The following is a 26,301-nucleotide window of genomic DNA, read 5'->3' on the forward strand; positions in this document are numbered from 1 at the left end:
CAGCGGCCGATCAGCTTCGGTAAAGCCCGGCCAGGCGCTCCAGATAAATCCTCTTCGGGCAAATTGCGTCCCGTTTCGAGTAGAGCGATAGAACATCGGCTCATAACCTTATTCCATCGTCCACGTGCGCGTTCGCACACCCAACCAGTGCCCTATTCGAGGTGCACTGGTCTAGGCAGGTTTGGCAGCGAACCGCATCGCTATCCAAGGAGTGATGATGGTTACTAATCGTTGTGATATTGCTGCACTGGAACAGCGCTATGAGAGCCTAGGCTATTGGAAGCGCCAGACATTGCCTGAATGGCTCAGAATCGCCGCCGATTCGTATGCACAGGCGCCGGCCCTGATTGATGGTGCTTCCCGGCTCACCTACAGCGAACTTGATCTCAAAGTGGATCGCCTTGCCGCCGGATTTGACCGCATCGGCATTGCCAGAGGCGACCGGGTGCTGATGCAGCTGCCCAACGGCGAAGCGTTCGTGGTCTGCCTATTCTCACTTTTTCGGCTCGGGGCGCTCCCCATCCTGGCCATGCCGGCCCATCGCGAGAAGGAAGTACTGGAGTTGTGCCGCCTGGCCGAGCCCAGCGCGTACATCATTCCGAGGTCTTTCCTAGGATTCGATTATCTTGCGCTAGCCGAGCGTGCCCGGGCCAGCGTGCCTTCCATCAAGAACATTCTCGTAGAGGGCGATCCGGGCCCCTGGCTGAGTCTGAGCCAGGTAGAAGATGCTCCCCGCAGCTTCGCGCCTCCTGCGCACACGGATACCGCCCTGCTGTTGCTCTCTGGGGGTACCACCGGTACGCCGAAACTGATTCCGCGCAGGCACACCGACTATCTCTACAACGCCGTCGAGTCAGCCCGCCTGTGTGGCTTTTCCCGGGAGTCCGTCTACCTCGCCGCCTTGCCAGTGGCCCACAACTTTCCGCTGGCCTGCCCAGGTCTTATCGGCACGCTCAGCGTCGGCGGGTGCGTGGTGATGGCCAAGGCGCCCAGCGCCGATGAGACCTTCCCATTGATCGTGAAGGAACGAGTGACACACACGGCGCTGGTTCCGCCGCTAGTCAAGCTCTGGCTGGAAGCGCGCAAATGGGATACCAGCGACCTTTCGAGTTTGAAGCTCCTTCAGGTGGGTGGCGCGCGGCTTGATCCGGATCTCGCCCGGCAAATCACGCCCAGCCTGGGCTGCCAGCTTCAACAGGTCTTTGGCATGGCTGAGGGACTGCTGTGCTACACGCGCCTGGACGACCCATTGGAGGTGGCGCTGAACACCCAAGGGCGGCCGCTGTGCCCTGATGACGAACTGCGGATCGTGGGACCGGATGGCCAGCCTGTATCCGCGGGGCAAGTCGGCGAGCTTCAAGTTCGAGGCCCGTACACCATTAGAGGCTATTACCGAGTGCCCGAGCACAACGCCCGCAGCTTCACGACTGACGGATTCTACCAATCGGGTGATCTGGTGCAGCTCACTCCCGAAGGCAATCTGGTGGTTCATGGGCGGATCAAGGAGCAGATCAATCGAGCCGGCGAGAAGATCGCCTCTGCTGAATTGGAAGGCGCCGTCGAACTGCATCCCGATGTCGAGAGCTGCGCCGTAGTCGCGGTACCCGACGAAAGACTGGGCGAGAGGACATGCGCAGTACTCCTCGCCGGCGAGGGGAATCCCTCCCTGGCAGATCTCCATGTGTTCCTGCGCACTGCGGGCCTGCCACAGTACAAACTGCCGGACCAACTACTCAGAGTTGACCGCTGGCCACTGACCACCATCGGAAAAATCGACAAGCAGCGGCTCATGATGCTCGCCCGGGACGACTCGACCATGCCCGACATCCGTCCTGCCGCAACTCCACTTTCCTATGTCGAGAGTGAAATGCCGGTGCACTGGCCGCCGATAGACATACTCACTGCGCTTGCTGACTCCGGAATCGCAGGGGATTACGCCCTGTACGAACAACCGGATGAGTGGTCCATCGGACTGGGCAGAGTTGCCACGCTGCGCGTTGGTGCCGAGCAAGCCGAACTGACCCAGGGCGAGAAATGTAAGACCTTCCGCAATCTGCGCCTGGTCGACTCCATCGCCGAGGCCACGGACGAGATCGCGGTTGCGGACTGGCGTGCCTATGGCGTTGCACGTTTTGAGCTTTCGCAGATATTCCATGGCCTGACCGCGCCGGCGCACGATTCACCGCTCATGGAACTGTTCGTGCCTGCCCTCGAAGTCCGCATCCGCGATGGGAAGGCGCGCCTTCGCGCGATAGATCCTGCCATGTTGCCCACGCTGAGAGCTGTGATCGAACGGGTGCAACAGCAGAGCGAAAGCACTCCCATTGCTCCAGAAGACGACGAGACGCTGCTCGCCTTGCGTCAACATGAAGAAGATATCTATAGAGCTAACGTCCAGCAGGCGGTGGACGAAATCAATGCGCGCAAGTACCAGAAGGTGATTCTGTCACGCCGAATTCCCCTCCCGGCCGGGGTCGACATCCTTCAAACCTACCGCGCAGGCAGGGCGCGCAATACTCCTGCCCGGTCATTCCTGGTCCAACTCGGCGGATCACGAATGGCTGGCTTCAGCCCGGAAACGGTAGTCGAGGTGACCTCCGATGGTTGGGTCAGCACGCAGCCTCTGGCCGGAACCCGCGCCCTGGGCGAGTCCCATGAAGAAGAGGAGCGGCTGCGCATGGATCTCCTCAACGATGCCAAGGAGGTGGCCGAGCACGCCGTTTCGGTCAAGCTAGCCCAAGACGAAGTGGCAAAGGTATGCCGGGACGCAAGCGTCAGCGAGTTCATGCATGTGCTGCGGCGGGGCTCCGTGCAGCATCTCGCCTCTCGCGTGAATGGCCGCCTGCATGAAGGCCGTACCGCCTGGGATGCCTTCGAAGCGCTGTTTCCCGCGGTCACCGCATCCGGTATCCCGAAACAGGCTGGCATCGAAGCCATCGGCCGCTTCGAGCGCACGGCCAGGGGCTGGTACAGCGGCTGCATGCTGGTGGTGGACAGTCAGGGGGCTTTGGATGCGGCACTCGTGCTGCGCTCCATCTACCAGCGTGAAGGCGAAAGCTGGCTCCAGGCTGGAGCCGGCATCGTCGGCCAATCCAGACCTGCACGCGAACTCGAGGAGACCAACGAGAAGCTCGCTTGCATCCTCAAGTACGTGGTGCTCAAACCGGCCGCCATCGGCGAACCACTGGAGGGTGTCCGATGAACACTTTTCATGCCTCTGACTTCATCGCCAAGATCCAGGCCCTGCTGCCTGAGCCATTCGCCGGCCGCGAGGAGGACAACCTCATCGAGCTCGGCCTGGATTCGCTGCACATCATGCGTCTCGTCAACGACTGGCGGCGGGAGGGCATTGCGCTGACGTTTGCCCAACTTATCGAGCGGCCCTATCTCAAGCATTGGCTCCAACTGCTGGAGACGGTCCGGCCCAATGCCCCGACAGAGACGGCAGCGTGGCAGCCCGATAGCCTGGAGGCATCAACGCCAATCGACGGTGCAGAAGCCTTTGGGCTGACTGACGTGCAGTATGCGTATTGGGTGGGCCGTCAGGATGGCCAGCCTCTCGGAGGCGTGGGATGCCATGCTTATCTGGAGCTCGAAGGTCGTGGTATCGACCCGTCCAGGCTGGAGGGTGGATGGCAGCAGCTTTTCCGACAGCACGCCATGCTCCGAACCCGGTTTGGCACGGATGGTACGCAGTGTGTCTGCGAGGATCTGGCCGCACCTCCGTTGCGCACGCATGATTTCAGGCATCTCGCTGCAAATGAAGCTGAAGCCAGGTTGCTGGCTGTTCGGGATCGCCTCTCACATCGTCGCTTGGATGTGGCAATCGGAGAAGTTGCGGGCCTGGAGCTCTCACTGCTTCCCGGTGGCGGCACCTGCATCCACTTCGACATCGATTTGCTCGTGGCGGATGTCCAGAGCCTGCACATACTGCTTCGCGATCTGGCAGCGGCTTATCAGGGGCAAGCGCTTCGCGCTGATCCCGACTGGAGATTTTCCCAATATCTGAACAGCGAGGCTCGGCGGGGCGCCGAGCAGGTAGATATTGCGCAGAAGTACTGGCAGGACAGCCTGGCCAAACTGCCTCCTGGCCCTCAGTTGCCCCTGGTCAAGACGCCGGAGAATGTTGTACGGCCACGTTTCGTGCGCCGGCGGCATCAACTCCCCAGCGAGACTTGGCAGACCTTGAGAAGACTGGCAGCGAGGAATGGCGTTACGCCAGCGATGATGCTGCTCTCTGCCTATGCGGAGGTCTTGGGCAGGTGGAGCCAAGAGCCCGAGTTTTCGTTGAATCTTCCGCTGTTCGACCGCAGGACTGACCACCCAGGAGTCGAGCATGTCGTGGCTGACTTCACCAACCTGCTGCTACTGCGCTGCGACTGCCGCCATGCAGCGTCGTTTTCTGACCGCACGCACGAACTCCAGCGGCAATTTCACCGTGACGTCGCCCACTCTTCCTATTCGGCAGTCAACGTACAACGCGACATGGTTAAGCATGGCTTCGCCGAAGGAGTCATGGCTCCGGTGGTGTTTGCCTGCAATCTCGGGACCCCGTTGCTGACGCCGGAGTGCAAGACCACGCTTGGCCGCCTTCGCTACATGGTGTCCCAGACACCGCAGGTCTGGCTGGATCACCAGGTCTATGAGGACGAGGAGGGGCTCTTATTGGCGTGGGACGCAGTGGAGGAGCTGTTCCCCGAAGGGGTGGTCGACGACATGTTCTCCGCCTACTGCAACTTGTTGGAATGGCTGGCTCAGGATGCGACTCATTGGCAACAGCTTATGCCATGGGTGCGGCGCAGCCACGAGCAGGACATCCGCACGGCCGCTGTCGTGGACAACGGCATTGTGACCGATGCCTCGCTGCACCAGCGTATGTTCAATGTGGCCGCCACTATGCCGGACCGCGTTGCTGTCGTTCTTGATGGTGGCGTCCTTTCCTATGGCGAGCTGGCGCGGCGCGCACTGCAAGTGGCCGCGCTCTTGCATCGGCACGGTATCGAACCTGGTGAGCCAGTCGCCATCAGCCTGCCACGGGGCTTGGACCAAGTGACAGCGGTATTCGGTGTTCTAGCCGCAGGTGCCTGCTACGTGCCCGTGGGAATGAGCCAGCCTGCGGCCCGGCAGGCCAGGATCCATGAGACAGCTGGCATCCGTTGGGTCCTGACGGACTCCAGCGGTGTCGTCATGGCAACTCGTGAAGGTACCACCAGGCTGGACGTGGCCAGCGCTTGGCATATCGATCCTCCGTCAGAGTACCAGCCCGTCCGTGCGGACAGCAGCGCCTACATCATCTTTACCTCCGGCTCGACTGGCGAGCCCAAGGGCGTGGAGGTAACCCACGCGGCAGCTGCCAACACCATCGATGTCCTCAACGCCCGCTATGGCGTGGGCCCCGACAGCCGCGTGCTGGCCGTGTCCTCACTGGATTTCGACCTGTCGGTGTACGACCTCTTTGGCGTGCTCGGCGTCGGTGGCGCGGTGGTGCTGCTCGACGAGGACCATCGCCGTGACGCCGCCGCTTGGCTGGAGCTCATCCACCAGCACCGGGTCACCCTGTGGAACTCCGTGCCGGTGCTGCTGGACATGCTGCTGGTGATGGCCGCCGAGGACCCTCGTCCGCTGCCGTTCGAGCAGGTGTTCCTGTCCGGCGACTGGATAGGTCTGGACCTGCCCGGGCGGCTGTTCGCCAAGACCTCCGGCAGCACGAAGCTGGTCGCCATGGGCGGCGCCACCGAGGCGGCCATCTGGTCGAACGCCTTCGACGTGACCTTGCCGCTGCCGGCCCACTGGCGGTCCATCCCCTACGGCAGACCACTGGCCAACCAACGCTACCGGGTGGTCGACGCCCAGGGCCGGGACTGTCCGGACTGGGTGACCGGCGAGCTGTGGATCGGCGGTGCGGGTGTCGCGCTCGGCTACCGGGGAGACCCGGCGCAGACCGCCGAGCGCTTCGTCGACTACAACGGCGAGCGCTGGTACCGCACCGGCGACCTGGGGCGTTACTGGCCTGACGGCAACCTGGAGTTCCTCGGTCGGCGCGACCACCAGGTCAAGGTGCGAGGCCACCGCATCGAACTGGGCGAGATCGAGGCGGCGCTGTCCGCCCTGCCCGGCGTGGCCCGTGCGGTGGCGGTGACCATCGGCAAGCCGGTGGCTCTGGCCGCCGCTTTCGTGCCCACCGACCCCACGACACAGCCTCGTACCGACGAGTTGCTGGCCGCCCTGCGGCAACTGCTGCCCGACTACATGGTGCCGACTCACTTGCAGGCCATCGATACCTTGCCCCTGAGCGGCAATGGCAAGGTCGATCGACAGGCCCTCGTGGCGCTGCTGGCTACCCAAGCCTCGACACGAGCGGCCTACGACCCGCCACAACCAGGTCTGGAGTGCGAGGTGGCCGATATCTGGAGGGAGGTGCTGCAGTGCACCCCCCTTTCCAGAACGGACGACTTCTTCCTGATCGGCGGCGATAGCCTGCGAGCTACGCAGATCGTGCAGTTGCTCCACTCGCGGCGGATCTCACCAGCACCCGTGCCGCTGTTTGTCCTGTTTTCCAGCCCCACCATCGCCGCGCTCGCCCATCACATACGAGGACAGTGGCAGGCCCTGAGCATGACCGGAGCCGAAGACTCCATTGAGGAAGGCATCCTATGAATGAATACACCCACCCTGTCCCTGAACTGGTCGCCAAGCTGTCTGCCTCCGGCATTCTCCTTTGGGTCGAGGACGGGCAACTGCGCTTCAAAGCGCCCGCAGGCGCGCTCAGCACGGAGCGGCGGCAAATGCTCCAGGCGCGAAAGGGAGAGATTCTGGCCCACCTGATCGCCACGGATACCAGCATCCAAGCTGACCCCGCCAATCGGTTTGAGCCGTTTCCACTCACGGACCTGCAACTGGCGTACATCGTCGGGCGCCGCGACAACTACGAGCTCGGCGGCGTGGGCTGCCACAACTACCTCGAACTGCAGATGCCTGCCTTGGATCCGCAACGCCTGGAGCGTGCATGGCATGCCCTGATCATGCGGCATGACATGTTGCGAGCGGAAATCGGCACCGACGGCCAACAACGCGTCCTCAGAAGTGTCGTGCTGCCGCCGCTGCGCTGCGATGATCTGCGAGGGGCAAGCGCCGAGGAGTTTGAGCGTGCCACGCTCGCCAGCCGAGACGAGATGGCATTTCGTCGATACGACTCCGAACGTTGGCCGCTCTATGAGATTCGCCTTACGCTGCACGACGACAGTTCGGTTCTGCACTACTCAACGGACCTGCTGATCGCCGACTTCGCCAGCATCCAGTTGCTGCTGGCTGAGTTGGGTCAGCTCTACCATCGTCCCGAGACTGCTCCGGCACCACTAACGCTGACTTTCCGCGACGTGGTGATGTCCGAGCGCCGGCGTCGTCAGCACCCGGATACCGAAGCTCGACAGCAAAAGGACCGGGATTACTGGATGGCGCGGCTGCCGGACTTGCCCGGGGCCCCCGAGCTACCACTCCTGCCTCATGCTGCACGTCCCCTCCAGAACACCCCTAGCTTCGAGCGTCATGGCTTCGATCTTCCCGCGGGCTCCTGGCAACGGTTCAGCGAGATCGCAACGGCCCAGCAACTGACGCCGACCGCGGCCGTGCTAGCCGTCTTTACTGAGGTCCTCCGGCTCTGGTCTCGCCAGCCCGACTTCTGCATCAACCTGACACTGTTCAATCGCCCGCCGGTCCATGAGCAGATCCAGCATATCGTCGGCGACTTCATCGCCGTCAACGTCCTCGAGGTTCGCCTCGATGGTGGCACGACCTTCCCGCAGCGTGCCCGGGCGTTGCAAACGCGCCTTTGGCAGGACATGGAGCATTCCGGCTTCACGGGCATCGAGGTGCTTCGACAACTGTCGCGTCTGCATGGCAGCAATCAGCTCATCCCCGTGGTGTTCACCAGCACCGTGGGCATCGCCGGTCAAGCACTGCCCCGGAATGACTTCATGCACGATGCCCAACTGCTCTACGGCATCACCCAGACGCCCCAGGTCTGGCTCGACTGCCAGGTAACCGAACGCAACGGTACATTGCATGTCGACTGGGACGTGCGCAACGGCATCTTTCCCCCGGGCCTCATCGAACAGGCTTTCGCTGCCTTCACCCAGGCCATTACCTCGCTTTCTCAAGGCCCGGACGCCTGGACACTCGGGCACCTGGTCACGCTACCCGAATCCACGCGACTGCAGCGCGAACGCATCAACACAGAGCGCAATGCCCCCTTGCCCTTGGGCTACCTGCATGGTGGCTTCTGCCGCCGCGCACTGGATTTTCCCGAGCGCCCTGCTTTGCTGTGCGGCGCAAGCGAATGGAACTACGGTCAGCTTGCTGCATGGGCCGTGGCCATCGCCCGTGACCTGCGTGCCGCCGGCTGCGGGCCGGGCCAACCCGTCGCCTTGTTTCTCGACAAAGGGCCCGCGCAGATCGCTGCCGTCCTGGGCGTCCTGCTGGCGGAGGGTGCCTACGTCCCCATAGACGTAGGCCAACCCGTCGAGCGAAGAGACACCATGCTGGCGGACGTCGGTGCGAAACTGCTGCTGACCGATTGCGAACATATCGACGCTCAGTGGCCCGACGGCATCCAGCCGATGCTCGTTGGCGCCATGGACGCCTTGCCGCCCGAGGAACTGGCCTCGGCCCTGCAAGAGGCCATCGCCGCGGCAGCGCACCGAGACACCGCAACGCAGTTGGCCTATGTGCTCTATACCTCGGGCACCACGGGGCGGCCGAAGGGCGTCATGCTTACTCATCGGGGTGTCCTGAACACCATCCAAGGTTTCAATCGCCAGTTCGGTCTTGACGAGAACGACAGATTCTTCGGTCTGGTGAACTACACCTTCGACCTCTCGGTGCTGGACATTTTCTGCGCCTTCACCACCGGAGCGGCGTTGGTCCTGCCGCAGGGGCAGTGGCGCAATGACCCCGAGCAATGGGTATCGGCCATCGAGTTGCATCGGGCTACGGTCTGGAACTCCGTACCCGCGCACATGCAAATGCTCTTAACCCACCTACCCCAGGGACGGATGCTCTCCAGCCTGCGGATAGGTTTTCTTTCTGGCGACTGGATCCCGGTGGCACTGCCGGACCAGGTACGTCAGCGCCTGCCCGGCATGGCACCCAAAAGCCTCGGTGGCCCGACCGAGATTTCGGTGACCTGCATCTATCACGACATTGGTGATGTGCCCCAGGACGCAGTGTCGATCCCCTACGGCTCGCCATTGAGCAACCACCGGCTTTATGTCCTGAATCACCAGCTTGAGCACTGCCCCAACTGGACCCCGGGGGAAATGTATGTGGGCGGCCCCGGGGTCGCTCTCGGATTCGTCAATGATCCCGAGCGCACCCGCGAGCGCTTCATCATTCACCCGCAGACCGGCGAGCGCCTGTACCGAACCGGCGATGTCTGCCGCTTCCGCGACGACGGCATCATCGAGATCCTGGGGCGCGAAGACAATCAGGTGAAGATCCGCGGCCATCGCATCGAATTGGGTGATGTGGAAGCGGCCTTTGCCTCACTGCCCGGTGTCGGCCGCGCTGTCGCGCTGGTACGCCGGGAGCCGCTGGACCTGGTGGCCGCAGTGCAGGTGTGCGAACCCTGCGATGATCCAGCCACGCTCATCGAGCAATGGCGTAAGGACCTGGCCACGCGTCTGCCTCGCTACATGTTGCCGTCGGCCATCGAGGTGTTGCCTCAGATTCCCTTGAGCCGCAACGGCAAGGTCGACCGCAAGGCGCTCGCCGAACGCTTCCAGGGCGCGTTGGCGGGCGGCCGCGACCGGCAACCGCTCCGAGAGGACCCGCTGGAGCAGAAGCTGGCCGCGATCTGGCGCGAACTGACGCTGGCAGAAGACATCGCGCGCGACGACGACTTCTTCATGATTGGCGGCACCAGCCTGACGGCGGTAGGACTGCTCAATCGGCTTTCCAGCGAAGGACTGCGTGTCAATATCGACCTTATCTTCAACCACTCCGTGTTCCATGACATGGTTGAGGCACTGAAGCGTGCCGAAGACGAAGAGGAGAATTTCCGCCAGGGCATCGACCTCGAAGCGCTGCTCACCCGAGCGATGCGTAACCTGCACACGGCCGCGCCCGAGCCGGCAGCGGAGCAAGTCCGCAACATCTTCCTGACCGGCGCTACTGGTTACCTGGGCATCTACGTGCTACGTGCCCTCGTGCAATCCACAAATTGTCGGATTCACTGCCTGCTGCGATGCCGCGACGAAGACAGCGGCTACCAGCGTCTTCGTCAGATGAGCGAGGAAAAGGGGCTGGGCTTCGATTTGGACCGTGACCGCGTGCGCATCATCCCCGGCGATCTGTCTGCCGAACGTTTCGGACTGGACGAGGCCGCCTATGCTGCGCTGGCACAGGACATGGACAAGGTTCTGCATATCGCTGCGCTGATCAGCCTCATCGCGCCCCTTTCCGGTCTGTACCCGATCAACGTTCAGGGCTCGGCCAACGTCATCGAACTGGCAACCACCGGCAAGCGAAAACCCATCCACTACATGTCCACCATCGGTGTCCACTACCGGCTTCCGTACGGTGAGGACGAGCCCCCTATTCCCGAGGCTACAGGGCCGGATGCCCCCTGGCACAAGCCCGAGCTCACCTACGAACACACCAAGTACATGGCCGAACAGCTATTCCATCGGGCGCGGGAACTGGGCGTGAAGGTGAACATCTTCCGCTCCGGGGCCATCACCTGGGACAGCGAACAGCCCCAGCCTTTTATCAACGACGATGCCTTCGTCAAGTTCTTCCGGACCTGCCTGAGCGTACAGGGCTATCCGGACTCCTCGATCCTGATAAGCATCACTCCGGTCAATGTCGTCGCCCGGTACATCGGGATGATCGCTCAGCGTGAAATCCGCGACCAGGGGCAGAACTTCCATCTGGTGTCCCAGCACAGCCTCCCTGGCGGCAGGATCTACGCCTGGTTCAACGAGCTGGGCTGCCGTTTTTCGCCCCTGGACTTCGAGACTTGGGACGAGCGGCTTTCGGACAGTTTCGGGCGAGGCTTCATCAACCGCTACTTCAAGCACGGCATCGGCCAAGGTGGCCATCATCAGTACCGTATCGACAACCTGGTTGCCGTGCTGGAAAAACACGGCATGCAGCCGAACCAGGTCGACCGTGCCTACTTCAAACCTTTGCTATCGCAGCTTGCAGGCGTGGGCCAGGACGACGAAGGAGACATGTCATGCACGCCCCGTTGAGCGCAGAAGCCCACGGCGATTTTCCGACATATCGGTCCTGGTTCCGAATTCCGGCCTCCAGGGCTGATCCGGCCTGGCGCTTAATCTGCCTGCCCCACGCTGGCGGATCGGCCAGCTTCTTCTATCCCTGGAGTCGAGTGCTCCTGCCCGAAGTGGAGTTGGTGGCGATCCAGTACCCAGGGCGCGAAGAGCGCATAGGTGAGCCCTGCATCGATGACATGGACACCATGGTGAGCAGTCTGGCCCAGGCACTCGCCGCTGTTCCGCAGTTGCTGCAACGGCCCTATGTACTGTTTGGCCACAGCATGGGAGCGGCGGTCGCCTATGAGCTTGTACTGGCCTTGCAGCAACGGAATGCTGCGCTGCCCAACCTGCTTGCGCTCTCGGCGAGCGAGGGGCCCGGAGCGGTGAAGCCCAGTGCGCTGCACTGTGCCACCGACGGTGCATTGGTGGCCGAAATTGTCCGACTCAACAATCGATTGGAGCACCTGCTGCATTCACCGGAACTGACGGGCCTGGTCCTTCCGGCGCTGCGCAGCGACTACCGGCTGATAGAAACCTACGGTGGCAGAAAGCCCTCGTACAGCCAGGTGCGGGTGCCCGTGGCGGCACTGGTGGGACGGGAAGACAGCGAGCTGAGCCTGGACGACGCGCAAGCTTGGCAGCGGATCGCTAGCCAGGGCTTCGAGCTATGCAGTTTCCCGGGTGGGCACTTCTACCTGAGTCAGCAGTTTCCGGCATTGACCGAACAGCTATGCCGACGCCTGACCGAGCACAGCCTGGGAAAGACACCGTGGCAAGAACTGCCCTGAAGGAGCCGCACAGCGGAGTTTATTCCCGAATCGGGCATGCCGCTCCCTGTTCGGGTAGTGCCGTCGCCGGACCATGCCAATCATGTCTAGCGCACGCCGCGACGCGCAGAGCAATAAGCCTCAGGCGCCATGTAGGGCGTTCCGCCAATCCCGTGGGGTGCCGATAGACCCACGCTTTCTCGGACCGCGTCGGCCGCAGCAACAACGTACAGGAATGCAAAGATGGATACTCAGAGCAGCGGAGCCCGGATCTTGATCTTGGGTGGCTATGGACGCGTCGGGCAAGAAGCTGCCCGCTATCTTCTGAACGCGACCGATGCGAAGGTTGCCCTGTCGAGTCGAATGGCCCGGCCGCTGCCCGTATGGGCCGGGCCCGGTTCGCTGGATCGCTTAACGAACCAACAACTTGATGTGTTCGATGGCGAAGCGTTGGTCGCGGCATGTGCACGGTCAGACCTGGTCATCTCGTGCGCAGGACCGTCGGGATTGATCGGCGAACGCGTGGCCATGGCCTGCAAGCGGGCGGGCGTTCCGCTCGTGGAGGCGGGCGGGTACGATCCGCTGTTGCACAGCTTGCAACAGGCTCAGGCCTCAGCGCCGACGTCGGTTCCGCTTGTCATCAACGTGGGATTGCTTCCTGGCTTGTCCGGGCTGTTCCCGAAGTGGCTTCTGGACACCCGGCGCGACACTCAACTTGTCGAGGCGCTCGACGTCTACTACGTCGGGCGCGACGCATGGACCTACAACTCGGCCTGGGACATCATCAACAGCCTCGGTGGCTTTGGCCATGACCGGGGCTTCTGCTATTTGAACGGACAGAATGTCGTTCGGGTTCCCATGCGTAAGGCCGCGCGCAAGGTCAACTTCCCCGACCCGATTGGCAGCGCCTCGACCATGCTCATCTATTCAGAAGAGATCGCCCGGCTGGCCTGCCAATGGGAAATAGATACTGCGCGCGTCTACGGAGCCAACATTGGCCCTCGCGCGACCCTGGTGTGCATGCTGGCGAAGGTTTTGCGCTTTTATCAAACGCCACGGGCGGTGGCGCGGGGCGCTCGCTGGCTGGCCCGCGCGTCTGCCCGCGACATGCAAAAGCTTGAGCCCGCCTACGGAATCCATGTCGACCTGCACTACCGCGGCGGGCGCACGGCGAGCGCCACGTTAACCCTGGACGACACCTATCGGGCGACCGGAACAGTGATCGGCATCGCTGCGCATCAACTCCTCGATGAAGAGGGGCCAGGCCCCGGCATATTCATGTTGCACGAGGCCGTCCAATCCGAACGCTTCATGCATTCCCTGGAGGCCCAGGGACTTTTGCGGATTTTTCACGGGGCACAGGACTCCGGCAACAGGCTGGAGGGAGCGACGGTATGAACTCGGTGAAGAAAATTATTGTGCTGGGCGGCCATGGCGAAACAGGAAGACGCATCGTCGGCAATCTGTCACTGCGCTATCCAGACCTGCAGGTCACCATCGGCTCGCGGCGAGCGGCTCCCGCCTCGGACGGGACCACGCCGATTGTCCGGATCGATACCAATGACCGAGTACAAGCCCTGGAGGTGCTGTCGCACTACGACCTGGCAATCATCGCCCTGGGACCTATGCATGTGCATGGAAGTACACCGCATCAGCTATGCATCGAGGCAGGGGTCGATTGCATCGACATCAATGATAGCCTGGTTGTCGCAGAGCAAGTCCTGGCTCTGCAGGCTGTCGCGGCGCAGAGCAAGCGGGCGGTTTTCACCGGCATGGGGTTTACCCCGGGGCTGTCCAGCATGTTGATCGCAGAACTGGCCGACCAGCATGCCTCCCATACCGGGACCTACCGGATTCGCGCATGCATGGGGGCTGCGTACGGTGGCGGGGAAACAAGTCCCTACGCCATTCTCTCCAGTTTCCGCCCGCAAATCGCCACCCTCGTTGCCGGCGCTCATCAAAGCGTTCCCACCCCTTGGAGGGATGGCCTCGAGCGCTTCTCATTCCCGGGGCAGCAAGTCCCCGTCGAAACCATTCCGTTTTCGCCGCTGGAGGCCGTCAGCCTCGCCTCGTCCCGCAGCGCCCTAGCCGGCGTCGTATCGAATCTGGATGCGCGCTATCACATCCAATATCTAAAACAGGGGTTCGCACGGATGCTGGCCCGCATCCAACTGTCGCCGCAGACCGTTGAGTGGTTCGCCAGGAAATTCTACAAAAGCGGCCAGAAGATGAAGCGCAAGAAGGATGCAGATCCCGATACCGTGCTGTGGGTGTATCCGGACGACGCTCCGCAGCGCGGACTGCTGGTACATGGTGTGCTGTCGTCCTACGACTTGACCGCCGCGATGGCCTGCGCCGTCGCCGATGCCTGGCTGGCGGGTGATCTTGCGGCATGCCAAGGCGTCTATGCCGTCGACCATCTGGGTGAAGACTTGCGAGCTTGCCTGCGCCGGCATCTGGCACGCCGAGGTGTCACCAGCAAGCCTGCGGACATCCCCGGCCTGACCGAGCAGGGGCTGGACTTTGGCTGGGTCGCCAGCATCAGCAGCAGCGACGTGCGAGCGCTTCGCCACTTCCGCTGCAACTGGTACACGGCCAGCCCCAAGCACCCCAAGATGGTCCCGCTGCAAAAGCGCTTTCTGCTGCAATCCAAGGTCTGGAAGACTTTGCGGAGTAGACGAAAGGGACTGTCATTTCTCGGATTCGTCCTGTTCACCATGCGTCGGTGGCGGCAGCACTTTAAGGCGTTGAAGTCGTTCAGGTCAGAAGCCGTCGGCCCGTGCGCCGGATGGTGGCCAGATATCACGCGTGACATCAGCATGTTCACGTCCGGCTACTCCCGGGTGCGAGACATGCTTGGACAAACACTGGCATTGCAGCTGTACGGTCAGATGTTCCTGGAAACGGGACGGATGGAAATGCGATGGCTGTGGCCGGATCCGACCATCTTCGCGGCGCTGGATCGGCCCGCCGAGGGTGTGCGTGACTACTGGCTGGCATTCATGGAGGGCTGCCAGGAATTGGGAGTGCTTCGCTATGAGACCCAGACCGAAGGGAACCGTCTGGTTTGCGAAATCACCCACTGCGCATACGCCGCTATGTTCGCCCGACTCGATTGCCCGGAACTTGCGGCGCTTGTGCGGCAGATGGAGCATGAAGCACTCGCCTACATGGCGAGCAACAGCGGATTGGAGCTGGACTGGCAGGCAGGACCATCAGGAACCGCCAGAATCATGCTGAAAACCCCGTTATCGTCCGACCGGCAGCCTGCCGAACAGCAGCAAAGGGTATCTGTATGAGGAACAGTCCCGCAGAGGCGCTGGCCGCGGCTTGCACCCCGACAGCGTCAGTCAGGTGCGTCTGGCAACAGCTTCAGGCGGAGGCCAGGCGCGCGCCGCAGGAAGACTCTGTATTGGGGCCGCTCATCGATAGATCCATTCTCTGCCGCAGCTCATTCTGGCAGGCGCTGTCCTCCCTGCTGAGCGCTAAGCTGTCCATCCAAACGGTGTCCATGGACATATGGCTGGAGTGCTTTGCCGATGCTCATGGACCGGAGGCCGAGGAGGCGGCGAAAGACGACTTGGCCGCGACCCTCCTTCGGGATCCGGCAGCGGAGAACCTGTTGGTGCCCTTTCTCTGCTACAAGGGCTTCCACGCACTGCAGTGCCACCGGGTTGCCCACCAGCTATGGAACGCCCGCAGAAGGACACTCGCGCGTCTGTTGCAGAGCCGGGTTTCTGAAGTCTTCGGTGTGGATATCCATCCTGCCGTTCCGGTGGGGCGGCGCGTCTTCATAGATCACGCAACAGGAATCGTCATCGGCGAGACTGCCAGCATCGGTAACGACGTCTCGATTCTCCAGAAAGTTACTCTGGGTGGAACCGGCAAGGAGTATGGGGACCGCCATCCGAAGATACGGGACCGAGCCTTCATTGCAGCAGGCGCGACGATACTGGGCAACATTGAAATCGGCTTTGCCTCCACCGTCGGCGCTGGAAGCGTCGTGCTTGAGCCGGTTCCGCCTTACTCCACGGTCGTTGGCGTACCTGCTCGCATTCTTTGCACGAATGGACTTTGATAGCGCTGTATGGAATACAGTTGTTAACTTATTCGAAGTCTGCTAAAACCTTCAGTCATGTTTGATACTGATTCTTATTCGCAACAAAAAGCGAAATAAACATGGCGAGCCTCAAATCATGGAAGGTGCAGCACACGAATCGACAGCGTATTCCTCTCCCGCCGATGCCGACCATGGCATGGTCACACTGCAGCCCGGCTTGATCGTCTGCCATACGGTTGCAACCAGCCTTGGCGCTGTCTCCACCACCAAGACGTTCGACGGTGACTGCGAGTTCATTCACCTCAACTGCCAACTGGCCGGAAAGTTCACCGGACGGGTCGGCAGCCATCCTTTGGATTTTTCCCAAGGAGACGTCTCGCTTGGTTTTTCGGCTGGCGAACGGTTCCAAATCCAGCATTGCGACCGGTTTGAGAACCTGACGGTGATGGTCACGCCAGACGTGCTATGTGAGTTGGCGGGGGAAGAAGTGCGCCCCATGCTCGGCCCCGAAGGCAATCCTGGATTCTTCGTCCGGTATGCGGGACTCTGCCGAAAATCGATTCGTTCTGCCAAAAGCGTTGCCAGCCTACTGGCCACGGCTCCGTGTCAGCGCCTCCTGCTTCACGCTGCAACCCTCGACTTCCTGCATTGGCATCTCGCCGCGTTCCGCAACTGCGAAGACTGCAGGCGACTCTCCGTGCGCGAATGTCGGCAGCTGGAAAACGCCCGGGCACTGCTGCTGCAGGATCTCAGCACCCCTCCAACCATTGCCGAACTCGCGAAAGCCGTCGGCATGAACCAATGCAAGCTAAAGAAGTGCTTCAAAGACCACTTCGGCAGCACCATCTACGCCTTGTTTCAAGAGCAGCGGATGAGCAGCGCTCAGCAGCTGCTGCAGAGCTACAACGTGACCGAGACGGCAATGATGCTTGGCTACTCCAACGTCAGCCACTTCAGCGCCGCCTTCGCCAAGCAGTTTGGTAACTTGCCGAGCAAGGCGCGCCAGAGCGTCACAGTAGCTGTTCGGGGCTATCATCCCGTCTAACAGCTGACCGATAGAACAACGTTCGACTCGTTCGATGACCGTGCTAGAACGCTCCCTTGACGCCCAGCCCGATGAACTGTTTGAGGCACTGCTACCTGACGTCACGGCAGATATGCTGGGTACCTACCTAATGCCATAGTCGCGAAGGCGCGTGACGGCGGAATGTCTTGGGAGTTTGGCCGGCGGCGAACGTCGCGAGGAGTTGCAGCATCCCCAATCCGATGCGAGACAAAAGTGTCCCGCCGCCCCACACCGTTCGCGCCTGCATGGGTGATCCTTCCGAGTTCAAGGAGGATTTCCATGACGGCACCCAGGATGCGAGCCTCGACCAAGGCAGCGACTCGCCGTGATGAAGACCAGTTGGTCCAGCGTGCAATAGCCGTGCTGGAGCGCCGTATGTTCCGGCGCGGCCAGGAATTACTGAGCCCGCGCGGCCTGCGCCAATACCTTCGACTGAGGCTGGTGGGGAAAAGCGAGGAGGTGTTTGCCGCCGTGTTTCTCGACGCCCAATGGCGCGCGCTGTTCCGCGGCACAGTCAATGCGGCGCCAATGTATGCGCGCGTGGTGGTCAAGCGCGCGCTTCGGCACAATGCGGTCGGCGTCGTCGTCGCGCACAACCATCCATCAGGCTTGGCCACCCCGAGCCAAGCCGATATTGCTGCCACTCGGCAGTTGAAGGCGGCATTGAACCTTGTCGACATCGAGCTGCTGGATCATTTCGTCATCGGACGCGGTGAGCCCTTTTCCTTTTTCGACGCCCAGCTACTGTGAGCCGGCCGGAATGCCGGAACCTGACCGCTGGGAAACTGGCCGGCGAGCACCTGAACAGGACAAAACGCCAGCCGGTGCGCGGGGCCCACGTGGGACAGTTGCGCATCGACCCAGATCTTCGGGTAGCTGATTTCGTTGAGCGCGGTGGACATCGTGGCTCGCATACCGTGGCCGGTCAGCAGGTCCCGATACCCCATGCGTTTCAGCGCACTGTTGAGGGGGCACTGATGCGGGACTTGATGTCCACGTCACCGTGCAGCAGATAGCGTTGTGCCGGCTTGAACTCTTCCAACAGGTATCGAACGATCTCGATGGCTTGCACCGACAGGGGCAAGATGTATGGCGGGATGTTCTTTGGTAGTTGGTGCTTGCGGCGCATATCGGTCTTGAGCTGCTTGACCATGTTTGCCGGAATGATCCACAAGCCTTGGTCCGCACCCCCCCAGCAACAATCCGAACTCCGCGCCGTCCTAAAGATGGACTAAATAATGGACTAAAAAGTCGTGGCTTGGAGTGGATTTCTGTGGACATCATTGGATCGAGTCAGAAGAAAAAATTGTTTCTTTTCAACGGCTTGAAACGATCAGTGGACGTTCTTGGAAATCCTTGGATTGATGGAGTGGAGCGGGCGAAGGGAATCGAACCCTCGTCATGAGCTTGGGAAGCTCAGGTAATGCCATTATACGACGCCCGCTCGGACGGCTTTTGCGGCCAGGGCGCCTTTTTACCAGATGCGCGGCGGCAGGTGAAGCCCGGGGCGGGGTTTTTGTTGATTTCGCTGGGTTTTTCCGCCAGGGGAGCGGGGCTCCCCGTGGCGGTGGCGGTTAGCTGGCGAGGGCGGCGAGGGGGACGCTGGCGCCGTTGGGCTGGGGGCGGTAGATCGGGTTGAGCGGCTGCGTGCGCTGCGGGCGGAGGAAGGCCAGCAGGGCGTCCTGGGTCTGTTGCCAGGCGGCCTTGTGCTCGACGTCGATGAAGTGGCCGGCATTGCGGATGGTGTGAAATTCCGCGCCGCGGATCAGTTGGCCGAACTGGCGGGCTTCGTGGGGCGTGGTGTAGATGTCCAGCTCGCCGTTCATGAACAGCACCGGGATCTCGATACCGGCGAAGCTCTCGGTATAGCTATCGGCGTTCAGGCGCAGCACTTCGCGGATATGGAAGTGCATCTGGTGGTATTCGTGCTCGTCCAGGCTGCTGACGTGGCGGAAGTTGTAGCGCTTGAACAACTGCGGCAGGTAGCGGCCGATGGTTTCGTTGACCAGGTTGCCGACCTGGGTGCGATCGCAGGCGGCGAGGTAGTCGAGGCCGCGATGCAGGTAGTCGAGCATGGCCGGGTTGAGCTGAGGCGAGAATGAGTTGACCACCGCCCTGCGGATCCGTCCGGGACGCTGCGCCAGGGCCAGCAGGGTGGCGACGCCGCCCCACGAGAACGACATCACCACGTCGGCGCGGAAGCGTTCGATCAGTTCCAGCAGGATCCTGGCCTCGCATTCCTTGCTGATCGGCGTGCGGTTTTCGTTATGGGGTTTGGACTGGCCGGCATACGGCTGGTCGTAGAGCACCACGTTGTAATGCGGCTGCAGGTACTTCACGGTCTGGGCGAAGGACGCTGTGGTCGACAGCGAGCCGTTGACCAGGATGATGGTCTGCTGCGCCGAGGGGTTGCCGTAGAACTCGGTGTGAATCCTGTATTGCCCGTGGATCTCGATGATGGCTGTTTCCGGCCTCATGTCGCTTCCTCCTGGAATCGTTCGATGGGAACGCGGCGACCTGCTTGTCGCGGCGAATACAAAATGCTCATGGGCAGATGAAAGCGCCTCCCAATGACAGTTGAATGTCATTCGGATGGATTTAATAAACTTTTAATTTTCAACGACTTACAGGCAAATAGAGTTCGTCCGAAACCCTTTCGGGTCTTGGCGATGCGGCTATTGGCCGGGCAGGAAAGGCCGGCGCCGAAGCGCGGGCAGTCACGCGGGCTTTCTTGGAAGTCGTTTGTGACCGATCGGTCACAACGTGAGCGTCAGTTAAGCAGCCGGCGTGCCGGGCTGCAAGCCCTGTTTCGCTTGTGGATGGGGGAAGAAGGGAAGGAATCCGACGAAATGCCGCCGGGCAAGCGCCGATGCCGCGATTTCGGGGGGCCGGGAAGGAGAGGGGCGGCGCGGCCGCCGCCCCGGCGGTTCACTTGAGCAGGCTGGCGATGACTTCCGGTGTGCGTGCCGCACGTGCCACGGCGCAGCTCTGCGGAGCGAGGAAGCGCGAGGTTTCCAGCCACTTCGGCTGTGGGTAGTAGGCGAACACGTAGCTGCCGCGCTTGAGGGTGTTGATCAGCCGGGCGGCCACGGCCGGGCGTACCGCAGGGCAGCCCTGGCTGCGGCCCAGGCGGCCGAGCCCGGGAACCACCCTGGGATCGGCGTAGGCGGCGGAGTGCATGACGATGGCGCGTTCTTCGCTCTTGTCGTTGAAACCCGGCTCCAGGCCAACCAGGCGCAGCGACTGGCCGTGCTTGCCGGTATAGAGCTGGCCGGTCTGGAACAGCCCGATCGACGACTGGTAGCTGTTCGGCCGGTTGGAGAAGGAGGTGGCAAGGTCATCGCCGCTGTTCTTGCCGTGGGTCACCCACTCTTCGAAGAGCAGCTTGCGGGCCTTCAGGTCGAATACCCAGAGGCGCTTGTCGCGCGACGGCCGCGAGTAGTCGATCACCGTCAGCAGGCCGTTGTCGCCACCCTGGCTCGCACTCGCGCAGGCATAGGCGGTGAGGGCCAGTTCGAGGGTCGGCAGGCTGGCCTGGGGAGCGAGTTTCTGAAGGTCCTTGGCGGAGGGAAGTGGCATGGCGAACACCGGCCCGCTGGCCAGTGCGCAAAGGGTGGCGCCCGCCAGGCTCAGCCTGCGCAGGGCGGCACGGAGGAAGATTGGCATACGAGCAGTATTCCCATCGGTTCAGTGTGGTTTTTACCGGATGAGAGGCATTGTGCTCGATTTTTGAACAACTTGCCGACTACTTTTTAAGCGATTTCGTCGGATTGTTCGGTGTTTCCGTGGCGATCACCGTGAAATCGGAGTCGCTGTGGGTGTCCCGGGTCGAGGCCCAGTCGGTGATCACCAGGGTACTGCCGACGTCCATGGCGCTCAGCATTTCGCGGACGAAGGTCGGGTCCATGCGGATCTTGCCCAGTTGCTCGGAGGGTGTCAGGCCCTGTCCCGGGTTGCTCACCTGGACCACCGACCAGCGCAGGTTCGGCGAGGTCTCGCCGATTTCGTCCAGGGTCGGCTTTTCCAGCAGCGAGAACACCGCCATGCCGGTTTGCGGGCGTGCCGGCAACTGCACCGGTGCGGTGCCTATGCGCTGGCCGCCGCGGTAGACATAGGCGCGCTGGTCGGCGCGGCTGATCAGCACCGACAATGGACCGCGCTCCGCGCCGGGGTCGTTCCAGGCGATCTCTCCGGGCTCAACCGGCAGCGTCACCGGTCGCCCGTCCGCTACCGTCGGCGCCAGCAGGCCGGGGTGGTCGACTTCCTTCGGCGCGCTGCTGGCGTTGGAAATGATTACCGTGGTGGAGCTGAATCCGGTGATGCCGTAGAGCTTCTTGGCGAACGCCATGGGCAGGCGGATGCAGCCGTGGGAGGCGGGATAGCCGGGCAGGTTGCCGGCGTGCAGGGCGATGCCGTCCCAGGTAAGGCGCTGCATGTAGGGCATGGGCGCGCTGTTGTAGAGGTCGGACTTGTGGTCGACGCTCTTTTGCAGGATCGAGAACACTCCGGTCGGGGTCTCCCGGCCCTTCTTGCCGGAGCTGAGGGTGCTGACCCCGATGGCGATACCGTTGCGGTAGATGTAGGCCTTCTGTTCGGTAAGGCTGACCACGATGGTCACCGGTCCCTGCGGGGAAACCTCCGGGTACCAGAGGTACTCGCCGGGCTTCATGCTCTTCAGCCGCGCCTTGATGTCGGCCGGCGGCAAAGGCGCGTTCGCTGGGCTGGCGGGCGCCGCGTGGAGGCTGCCGACGGCGAAGGCCAGCAGCAGTACGGCAAGGGATCTTTTCATCGGCGCTTTCTCTTGCTCCATGCGGGAAAGGCTGTCGCTCCGACAGACGCCATTCAGCTTAGCGTCGCTCGCGACGGCCGGCCAAACCCCTGCGGTCCGGCCTCTTTCGGTGGACAGGCGGCGGGCGGCGGGGTTTCACACCGAACAGATTTCTTCAGCATTCAGGGGGCGCCAGGCACCCGGCGGCAACTGCGGGTCGAGACAAATATCGCCCATGCGCTCGCGGTGCAGGCGCAGCACCTTGTTGTCGAAGTGGCCGAACATGCGCTTGACCTGGTGATAGCGGCCTTCGTGCAGGGTCAGGCGGGCGCAGCGTGGGCCGATCGGTTCGAGCTGCGCGGGGAGGGTGATCAGGTCTTCGAAGCGGAAGTGGAGGCCGGCGGCGAAGGCATCCACGTAGCGTTGGTCGATGGGCGCCTCGGTTTCCACGTAGTAGACCTTGTCGCGCCGGCTGCCCGGCAGGGTCAGGCGGCGCGACCACTGGCCGTCGTTGGTCAGCAGCATCAGGCCGGTGGTGTTGTAGTCGAGACGACCGCCAATGTGCAGGTCGTCGCGCTGGTCTTCCGGGAGCAGGTCGAGGACGGTCGGGTGTTGCGGGTCGCGGGTGGCGCTGACGCAGCCCATCGGTTTATGCAGCATGTAGTAGCGCGCCGGCTTGCCAGCCTGGAGCAGCTGCTCGTCCAGTTCCACCCGGCTGAAGACACGCACTTCGTGGGTGCCGTCGCGCACCACCTGGCCGTCCACGCGCAGGCGTCCACCGGCGATCAGCATCTGCGCGTCGCGGCGGCTGAGTTCGGGCAGGTTGGCGAGGAAGCGGTCCAGGCGCATCAGTCGTCGGCGTCGGGCGGCAATAGTTGCGCGCAGCGCGGGCAGAGGCAGGCACGGCGGCGCAGCTCGGCGGGAATCCGCTCCAGCGCGGCCGCATCGATTTCCGTGGTGAAGCACCAGCAAGCCTGGGCGGCGCTAGCGGGATCGGCCAGGGTGCAGCGGTTGGATTGCTGGCACAGCGGGCAGCGGCCGGGGTCGATTTCGCTGTTCATGGCGCGGTGGATGGCTGGCGGGTGTCCAGGGTGCAGCGCCCGGCGCGCGGATGCAAGCATCGCGCGCCGGGCGGGGCGTTTCAGCGGCGAACGGCGTTGGTGATCCAGGGCTCCAGGCGCAGGCCGAAGCTGAGATGCAGTTCCAGCGGCGCTAGCCGGTAGTTTTGTCCGTCGACCTTGGCGAATACCGCGTGCCATTGTCGTGGCACGTTGATCGCGGCGAGGTCGGTACGGCTGACGTAGCCGCCGACCAGCGTCCTGCCTTCGTCGACCGCGGACCAGGGACGCACTCGGCCCTTGACGATGGCATAGCGCTGGCGCTCGGGGTAGCGCTGGCGCAGGGCGGCCAGGTCGAGGCCGGCGTCGACGATGAACAGTCGGCTGGCCTCTCCCTGCTCATGCTTCAGTTGGTGGCGAGCGGCTTCCATCTGGCTGGACAGCATTTCGTCCTTGGGCAGGGCCTTGCTGCGGGCGTGGGCCTCGGCCAGGCGCTCCTCGGCCAGGCGTACTTCGCGGCGATAGGCCGGGCCGTCGAGCTCCAGGACCAGCAGCACCTGTTTTTCCTGTTGGCGGCGGTAGCGCCGTACGCTCTCTTCGTCGAGCGCGTCCGGGATGCTGAAACCGAGGGCGCGCATCTGCTCGGGCGGCAGCGGGGGCGCGAGGTCATTGGGCGGCTCGCCGTTCGGCGAGCGAAGCTCCAGGCGCAGTTCGACGCCACTGTTCTCTTCGCTCCAGAAGCCGTAGGACCAGTTGCGCTGGAGTTCGCGCTGACTGAGCACCAACTTGCTTTCGGCCTCGCCGGACCGGTTCCAGGCGACGCCACCGAGGGCGGCCAGGTTCGCCGCCAGCAGCAGGAGGCTGCCGGCGATCAGGGCGTTGCGACGGTTGCGATTCATGCGTCAGTCCTCGCGGCGATGCCCAGGGGCGTGCGCAGGCGGCGCAGGACCAGCAGGATCAGCAAGGCGCTGAGGCCGAGCACCAGGAAGAACAGGTACTTCGGCATCGCTTCCCACCACCAGTCGAAGAACTTGGTGTAGAGGAAGATGACGAAGAAGGTGATCCCGGTATTGCTCACGTCGGCCCAGTTGCGTCGCGCGCCGAGCCAGATCACCAGGGCGGCGGCGACGAAGCCGGCGACCTGGTAGAGCCCCTCGATGAGCGCCGACGGCAGCGCCAGGTAGCTGCCTGAGCCCCAGTTGGCCAGCACCAGCATCGGCAGGAACAGGCCGAGCAGGGCGAACACCCGGTAGATCACGGCGAAGCCGCTGAAGTTGCGCTGCTCGAAGCACAGCGGCACGGCGAAGATCAGAGCGGCGGCGGGGAAGAAGTTCTCCGGTCGCTCGCCTACGCCCAGCCAGTAGCCGCCGCCCCAGGTGCCGACGCGCGCGGCGATGAAACCCATCACGCAGAGGATCGCCGCCGCCAGCAGCAGGCGGGCGTTGCACAGGTAGGCCAGGAGCAGGGCGTAGAGCGCCCAGGGCACCAGGGCCAGGTCGCTGGGGGTGACGTTGAATATCTGCCCGAGCATGGTCAGGTCGAGGACGAAGCAGGCGAACGCGACCATCGCCGCCAGCTTGCTGAAGTAGCCAGAGGCGTCCTTGGCCTGGACCCAGAGTGTGGCGAAGAACGCGACGAAGGCGCTGCCGACCAGGATCGCCACCTGGGCGACGGTAGGGAACAGGCCCCAGAAGCGATAGAACAGCAGGAACACGCTGGCGGCGAAGGCCAGGGCGCCGAAGAACGAGGCCACCCGCATGCCCAGCGAAAGTTGCTGGCTGCGCAGGTCGTGGTTGATGTCGAAACGGTCGCGGTAGCTGTCCAGCAGGGCCAGGTGATAGTCGGCGAGTTGCCGGGCCTGGGTCGGTTCGAGGCGGAACGCCTGCTCCTGGTCGAGGCGTTGCAGCTCGCGCTGGAACACCAGGATGTCGTTGGCGCGCTGCTGTGCCTGGGCGCGGTCGATGGGTTGCATGCATGCTCCTTGAGCCTTGCCGGCGGGGCCGACAGTCCTTGATCCGCGCACTCTACCGAGAAACGCCGGCGGCGGTCACGCCCTGGAGGGGCCTGTCGTTGGTCGGATTCAGGGAATTTCCGTTTTTCCCTTCGGTCTCTAATGCAGCCGGGTTGCAACCGCCGCAACCGGCTTCCCGCTCCATCGGGATCTTGTCCAGGCGTGGTTCGGCTGCGTTCTGCGATGAAGGAGAATGCTGATGGTCATGCGATTGATCGGGCTGCTGCCGGCGGCCTTCCTGGGGAGCGGTTGCAGCGGGGGGCCGGGCGCCTGCGTCGAACTGGACTTCGACCAGGGTTACTACGGCTACCATCGCGGCGGCCCGCCCCATTGTCCTCCAGGCCAGGCCAAGAAAGGCTGGTGCTGAGCCCGCTCCCTTTTCCCGAGTCTTCACGTCGTATGCGCGCCTCGCAGCGTCGCCGGTCGTCCGGCTGGCGGCGGGGCCGCAGGAGGCTGCCATGTGGCGCACATTCCTGAGAGTCCCGCTTCTTCTGCTTCTCGCCAGCCTGGGTGGCTGCGCGGTGTATGACTACGACTACGATGACGGCGACTGGCGCCGCTATCGCGGCCAGCCCTACGCCTACGAAGTGCCGCGCTATCGCGTCTACGACGATGGCTGGCGTAGCGAACGGCGCTACTACTCGACGCGCTACTACGACCAACGCTACTACCCGGCGCCACGCCGCTACGATGGCCACCGCGACTACCGGCGCGAGCAATATCGCTACCCGCAGCGCCACCACGAATCGCGCCCGGCCCATCGCGGCGAGCGGCATCCGGGCAACTGGCAGCGCGGTGGCCAGCCGCAATGGCGCGGGCATTCTCCGCAACGCTGGCAGCAACACGGTGGGCAGGATCGTCCGCGGCACCGGGGCCAGCAGGGCGGGGCGCCTCGCTGGCGCAACTGAGGTGCGCAAGCAAAGACGGCGCCTGCGGGCGCCGTCGTGCTTTCCAGTCGAAAGTGCGGACCCCCTCGGCGCATTTGCTCGGCACACTCTGCCGATACCGAAACGAGGAGGTTCCCATGAGTCATTTTCTGTCGTTCGCCAAGGGCGCCCTGGCGATGTTCTGGCTCGTCGCGCTGGTCAACCTGGCCTACCCGCTGGGCGAGTTGCATCGACCGATCCTGCTGTTGTCCGGCGTGCTGGTGCTGGTCCATGCCGCCGAGATCCTGCTGCTCAACGGGCGTCTCAAGGCGCGCCCGGCACCTTGGCTGGAGCGCCTCCAGGTGCTGCTGTTCGGCGTCCTGCACCTGCGTAGCCTCGGCTGATTTACACAGGCTTTACTCTCGCCGCGGG

The 26,301-nt window shown here is 63.0% G+C and carries 19 protein-coding genes, 1 tRNA gene and 1 pseudogene; 12 read left to right on the forward strand and 9 right to left on the reverse strand.

The window, feature by feature from the left end:
• The first annotated feature begins 217 nt into the window (after nt 1-217).
• The 9 genes from HMPREF2581_RS33735 to HMPREF2581_RS10505 all read left to right on the forward strand — a co-directional run bounded on the left by HMPREF2581_RS33735 (nt 218) and on the right by HMPREF2581_RS10505 (nt 17,916).
• On the forward strand, nt 218-3,202 hold the full coding sequence (locus HMPREF2581_RS33735; protein WP_003141095.1) for a salicylate synthase: 2,985 nt from the start codon (nt 218-220) through the stop codon (nt 3,200-3,202).
• Nucleotides 3,199-6,657, forward strand: coding sequence for a non-ribosomal peptide synthetase (locus tag HMPREF2581_RS10470; RefSeq protein ID WP_016254102.1), 3,459 nt, complete (start codon nt 3,199-3,201; stop codon nt 6,655-6,657). Before HMPREF2581_RS33735 ends, HMPREF2581_RS10470 begins: the two co-directional genes overlap by 4 nt.
• Entirely contained in the window at nt 6,654-11,249 is a 4,596-nt protein-coding gene (locus HMPREF2581_RS10475) for a non-ribosomal peptide synthetase (RefSeq protein ID WP_016254103.1), read from the forward strand. Before HMPREF2581_RS10470 ends, HMPREF2581_RS10475 begins: the two co-directional genes overlap by 4 nt.
• Complete coding sequence (locus tag HMPREF2581_RS10480) at nt 11,234-12,061, forward strand: thioesterase II family protein (RefSeq protein WP_016254104.1); 828 nt, start codon at nt 11,234-11,236, stop codon at nt 12,059-12,061. Before HMPREF2581_RS10475 ends, HMPREF2581_RS10480 begins: the two co-directional genes overlap by 16 nt.
• 222 nt (nt 12,062-12,283) lie before the next feature.
• On the forward strand, nt 12,284-13,438 hold the full coding sequence (locus tag HMPREF2581_RS10485; RefSeq protein ID WP_003141091.1) for a saccharopine dehydrogenase NADP-binding domain-containing protein: 1,155 nt from the start codon (nt 12,284-12,286) through the stop codon (nt 13,436-13,438).
• On the forward strand, nt 13,435-15,339 hold the full coding sequence (locus tag HMPREF2581_RS10490; RefSeq protein WP_003141090.1) for a saccharopine dehydrogenase family protein: 1,905 nt from the start codon (nt 13,435-13,437) through the stop codon (nt 15,337-15,339). Before HMPREF2581_RS10485 ends, HMPREF2581_RS10490 begins: the two co-directional genes overlap by 4 nt.
• A 20-nt stretch (nt 15,340-15,359) precedes the next feature.
• Nucleotides 15,360-16,118 carry a serine O-acetyltransferase gene (gene cysE / locus HMPREF2581_RS10495; RefSeq protein ID WP_324186530.1) on the forward strand — a complete coding sequence of 253 codons (759 nt, stop codon included), beginning with the start codon at nt 15,360-15,362 and terminating at the stop codon, nt 16,116-16,118.
• Between the two features lie 118 nt (nt 16,119-16,236).
• Entirely contained in the window at nt 16,237-17,145 is a 909-nt protein-coding gene (locus HMPREF2581_RS10500) for a helix-turn-helix domain-containing protein (protein ID WP_003141088.1), read from the forward strand.
• A 300-nt stretch (nt 17,146-17,445) separates the two neighbouring features.
• Nucleotides 17,446-17,916, forward strand: a complete 471-nt coding sequence (locus HMPREF2581_RS10505) for a JAB domain-containing protein (RefSeq protein ID WP_016254106.1) — start codon at nt 17,446-17,448, stop codon at nt 17,914-17,916.
• An 80-nt stretch (nt 17,917-17,996) separates the two neighbouring features.
• Here the strand turns inward: HMPREF2581_RS10505 and HMPREF2581_RS31885 are convergent.
• The 9 genes and pseudogenes from HMPREF2581_RS31885 to HMPREF2581_RS10550 all read right to left on the reverse strand — a co-directional run.
• Nucleotides 17,997-18,349, reverse strand: a pseudogene (locus HMPREF2581_RS31885) (tyrosine-type recombinase/integrase); the annotation flags it as partial.
• Nucleotides 18,350-18,536: 187 nt separating this feature from the next.
• Nucleotides 18,537-18,610 (reverse strand) — tRNA-Gly (locus HMPREF2581_RS10515).
• Nucleotides 18,611-18,740: 130 nt separating this feature from the next.
• Nucleotides 18,741-19,643, reverse strand: coding sequence for a (R)-3-hydroxydecanoyl-ACP:CoA transacylase (phaG, locus tag HMPREF2581_RS10520; protein ID WP_003085447.1), 903 nt, complete (start codon nt 19,641-19,643; stop codon nt 18,741-18,743).
• 451 nt (nt 19,644-20,094) lie between these two features.
• Nucleotides 20,095-20,832 carry a murein L,D-transpeptidase catalytic domain family protein gene (locus tag HMPREF2581_RS10525; protein WP_003140965.1) on the reverse strand — a complete coding sequence of 246 codons (738 nt, stop codon included), beginning with the start codon at nt 20,830-20,832 and terminating at the stop codon, nt 20,095-20,097.
• Between the two features lie 79 nt (nt 20,833-20,911).
• Entirely contained in the window at nt 20,912-21,955 is a 1,044-nt protein-coding gene (locus tag HMPREF2581_RS10530) for a L,D-transpeptidase (protein ID WP_003134392.1), read from the reverse strand.
• A gap of 135 nt (nt 21,956-22,090) precedes the next feature.
• Nucleotides 22,091-22,783 (reverse strand): pseudouridine synthase, encoded by a 693-nt coding sequence (locus tag HMPREF2581_RS10535; RefSeq protein WP_003140963.1) that lies wholly within the window; start codon nt 22,781-22,783, stop codon nt 22,091-22,093.
• Nucleotides 22,783-22,995: a cysteine-rich CWC family protein gene (locus tag HMPREF2581_RS10540; protein ID WP_003085460.1), complete on the reverse strand. Its 213-nt coding sequence runs from the start codon at nt 22,993-22,995 to the stop codon at nt 22,783-22,785. Before HMPREF2581_RS10540 ends, HMPREF2581_RS10535 begins: the two co-directional genes overlap by 1 nt.
• 80 nt (nt 22,996-23,075) lie before the next feature.
• The gene (locus HMPREF2581_RS10545; RefSeq protein ID WP_003140961.1) at nt 23,076-23,891 is read right to left on the reverse strand and encodes a DUF4824 family protein; all 816 of its coding nucleotides are present in this window, start codon (nt 23,889-23,891) and stop codon (nt 23,076-23,078) included.
• Nucleotides 23,888-24,964, reverse strand: coding sequence for a DUF2157 domain-containing protein (locus HMPREF2581_RS10550; protein WP_003140959.1), 1,077 nt, complete (start codon nt 24,962-24,964; stop codon nt 23,888-23,890). The genes HMPREF2581_RS10545 and HMPREF2581_RS10550 overlap by 4 nt, the downstream gene beginning before the upstream one ends.
• 232 nt (nt 24,965-25,196) lie before the next feature.
• On the opposite strand from HMPREF2581_RS10550, the gene HMPREF2581_RS10555 reads away from it, so the two are divergent.
• The 3 genes from HMPREF2581_RS10555 (at nt 25,197) to HMPREF2581_RS10565 (ending at nt 26,273) form a co-directional block, all read left to right on the forward strand.
• Complete coding sequence (locus tag HMPREF2581_RS10555; RefSeq protein ID WP_009878032.1) at nt 25,197-25,370, forward strand: hypothetical protein; 174 nt, start codon at nt 25,197-25,199, stop codon at nt 25,368-25,370.
• Nucleotides 25,371-25,461: 91 nt separating this feature from the next.
• Nucleotides 25,462-25,911 (forward strand): hypothetical protein, encoded by a 450-nt coding sequence (locus HMPREF2581_RS10560; protein WP_003085474.1) that lies wholly within the window; start codon nt 25,462-25,464, stop codon nt 25,909-25,911.
• Between the two features lie 116 nt (nt 25,912-26,027).
• A complete protein-coding gene (locus tag HMPREF2581_RS10565; RefSeq protein WP_003085479.1) occupies nt 26,028-26,273 on the forward strand; it encodes a DUF1145 domain-containing protein in 246 nt (81 codons plus the stop codon).
• Nucleotides 26,274-26,301 lie beyond the last annotated feature (28 nt).

Origin of the sequence: Pseudomonas sp. HMSC057H01, from assembly GCF_001836405.1 — a bacterium.
Lineage (GTDB): Bacteria > Pseudomonadota > Gammaproteobacteria > Pseudomonadales > Pseudomonadaceae > Pseudomonas > Pseudomonas aeruginosa.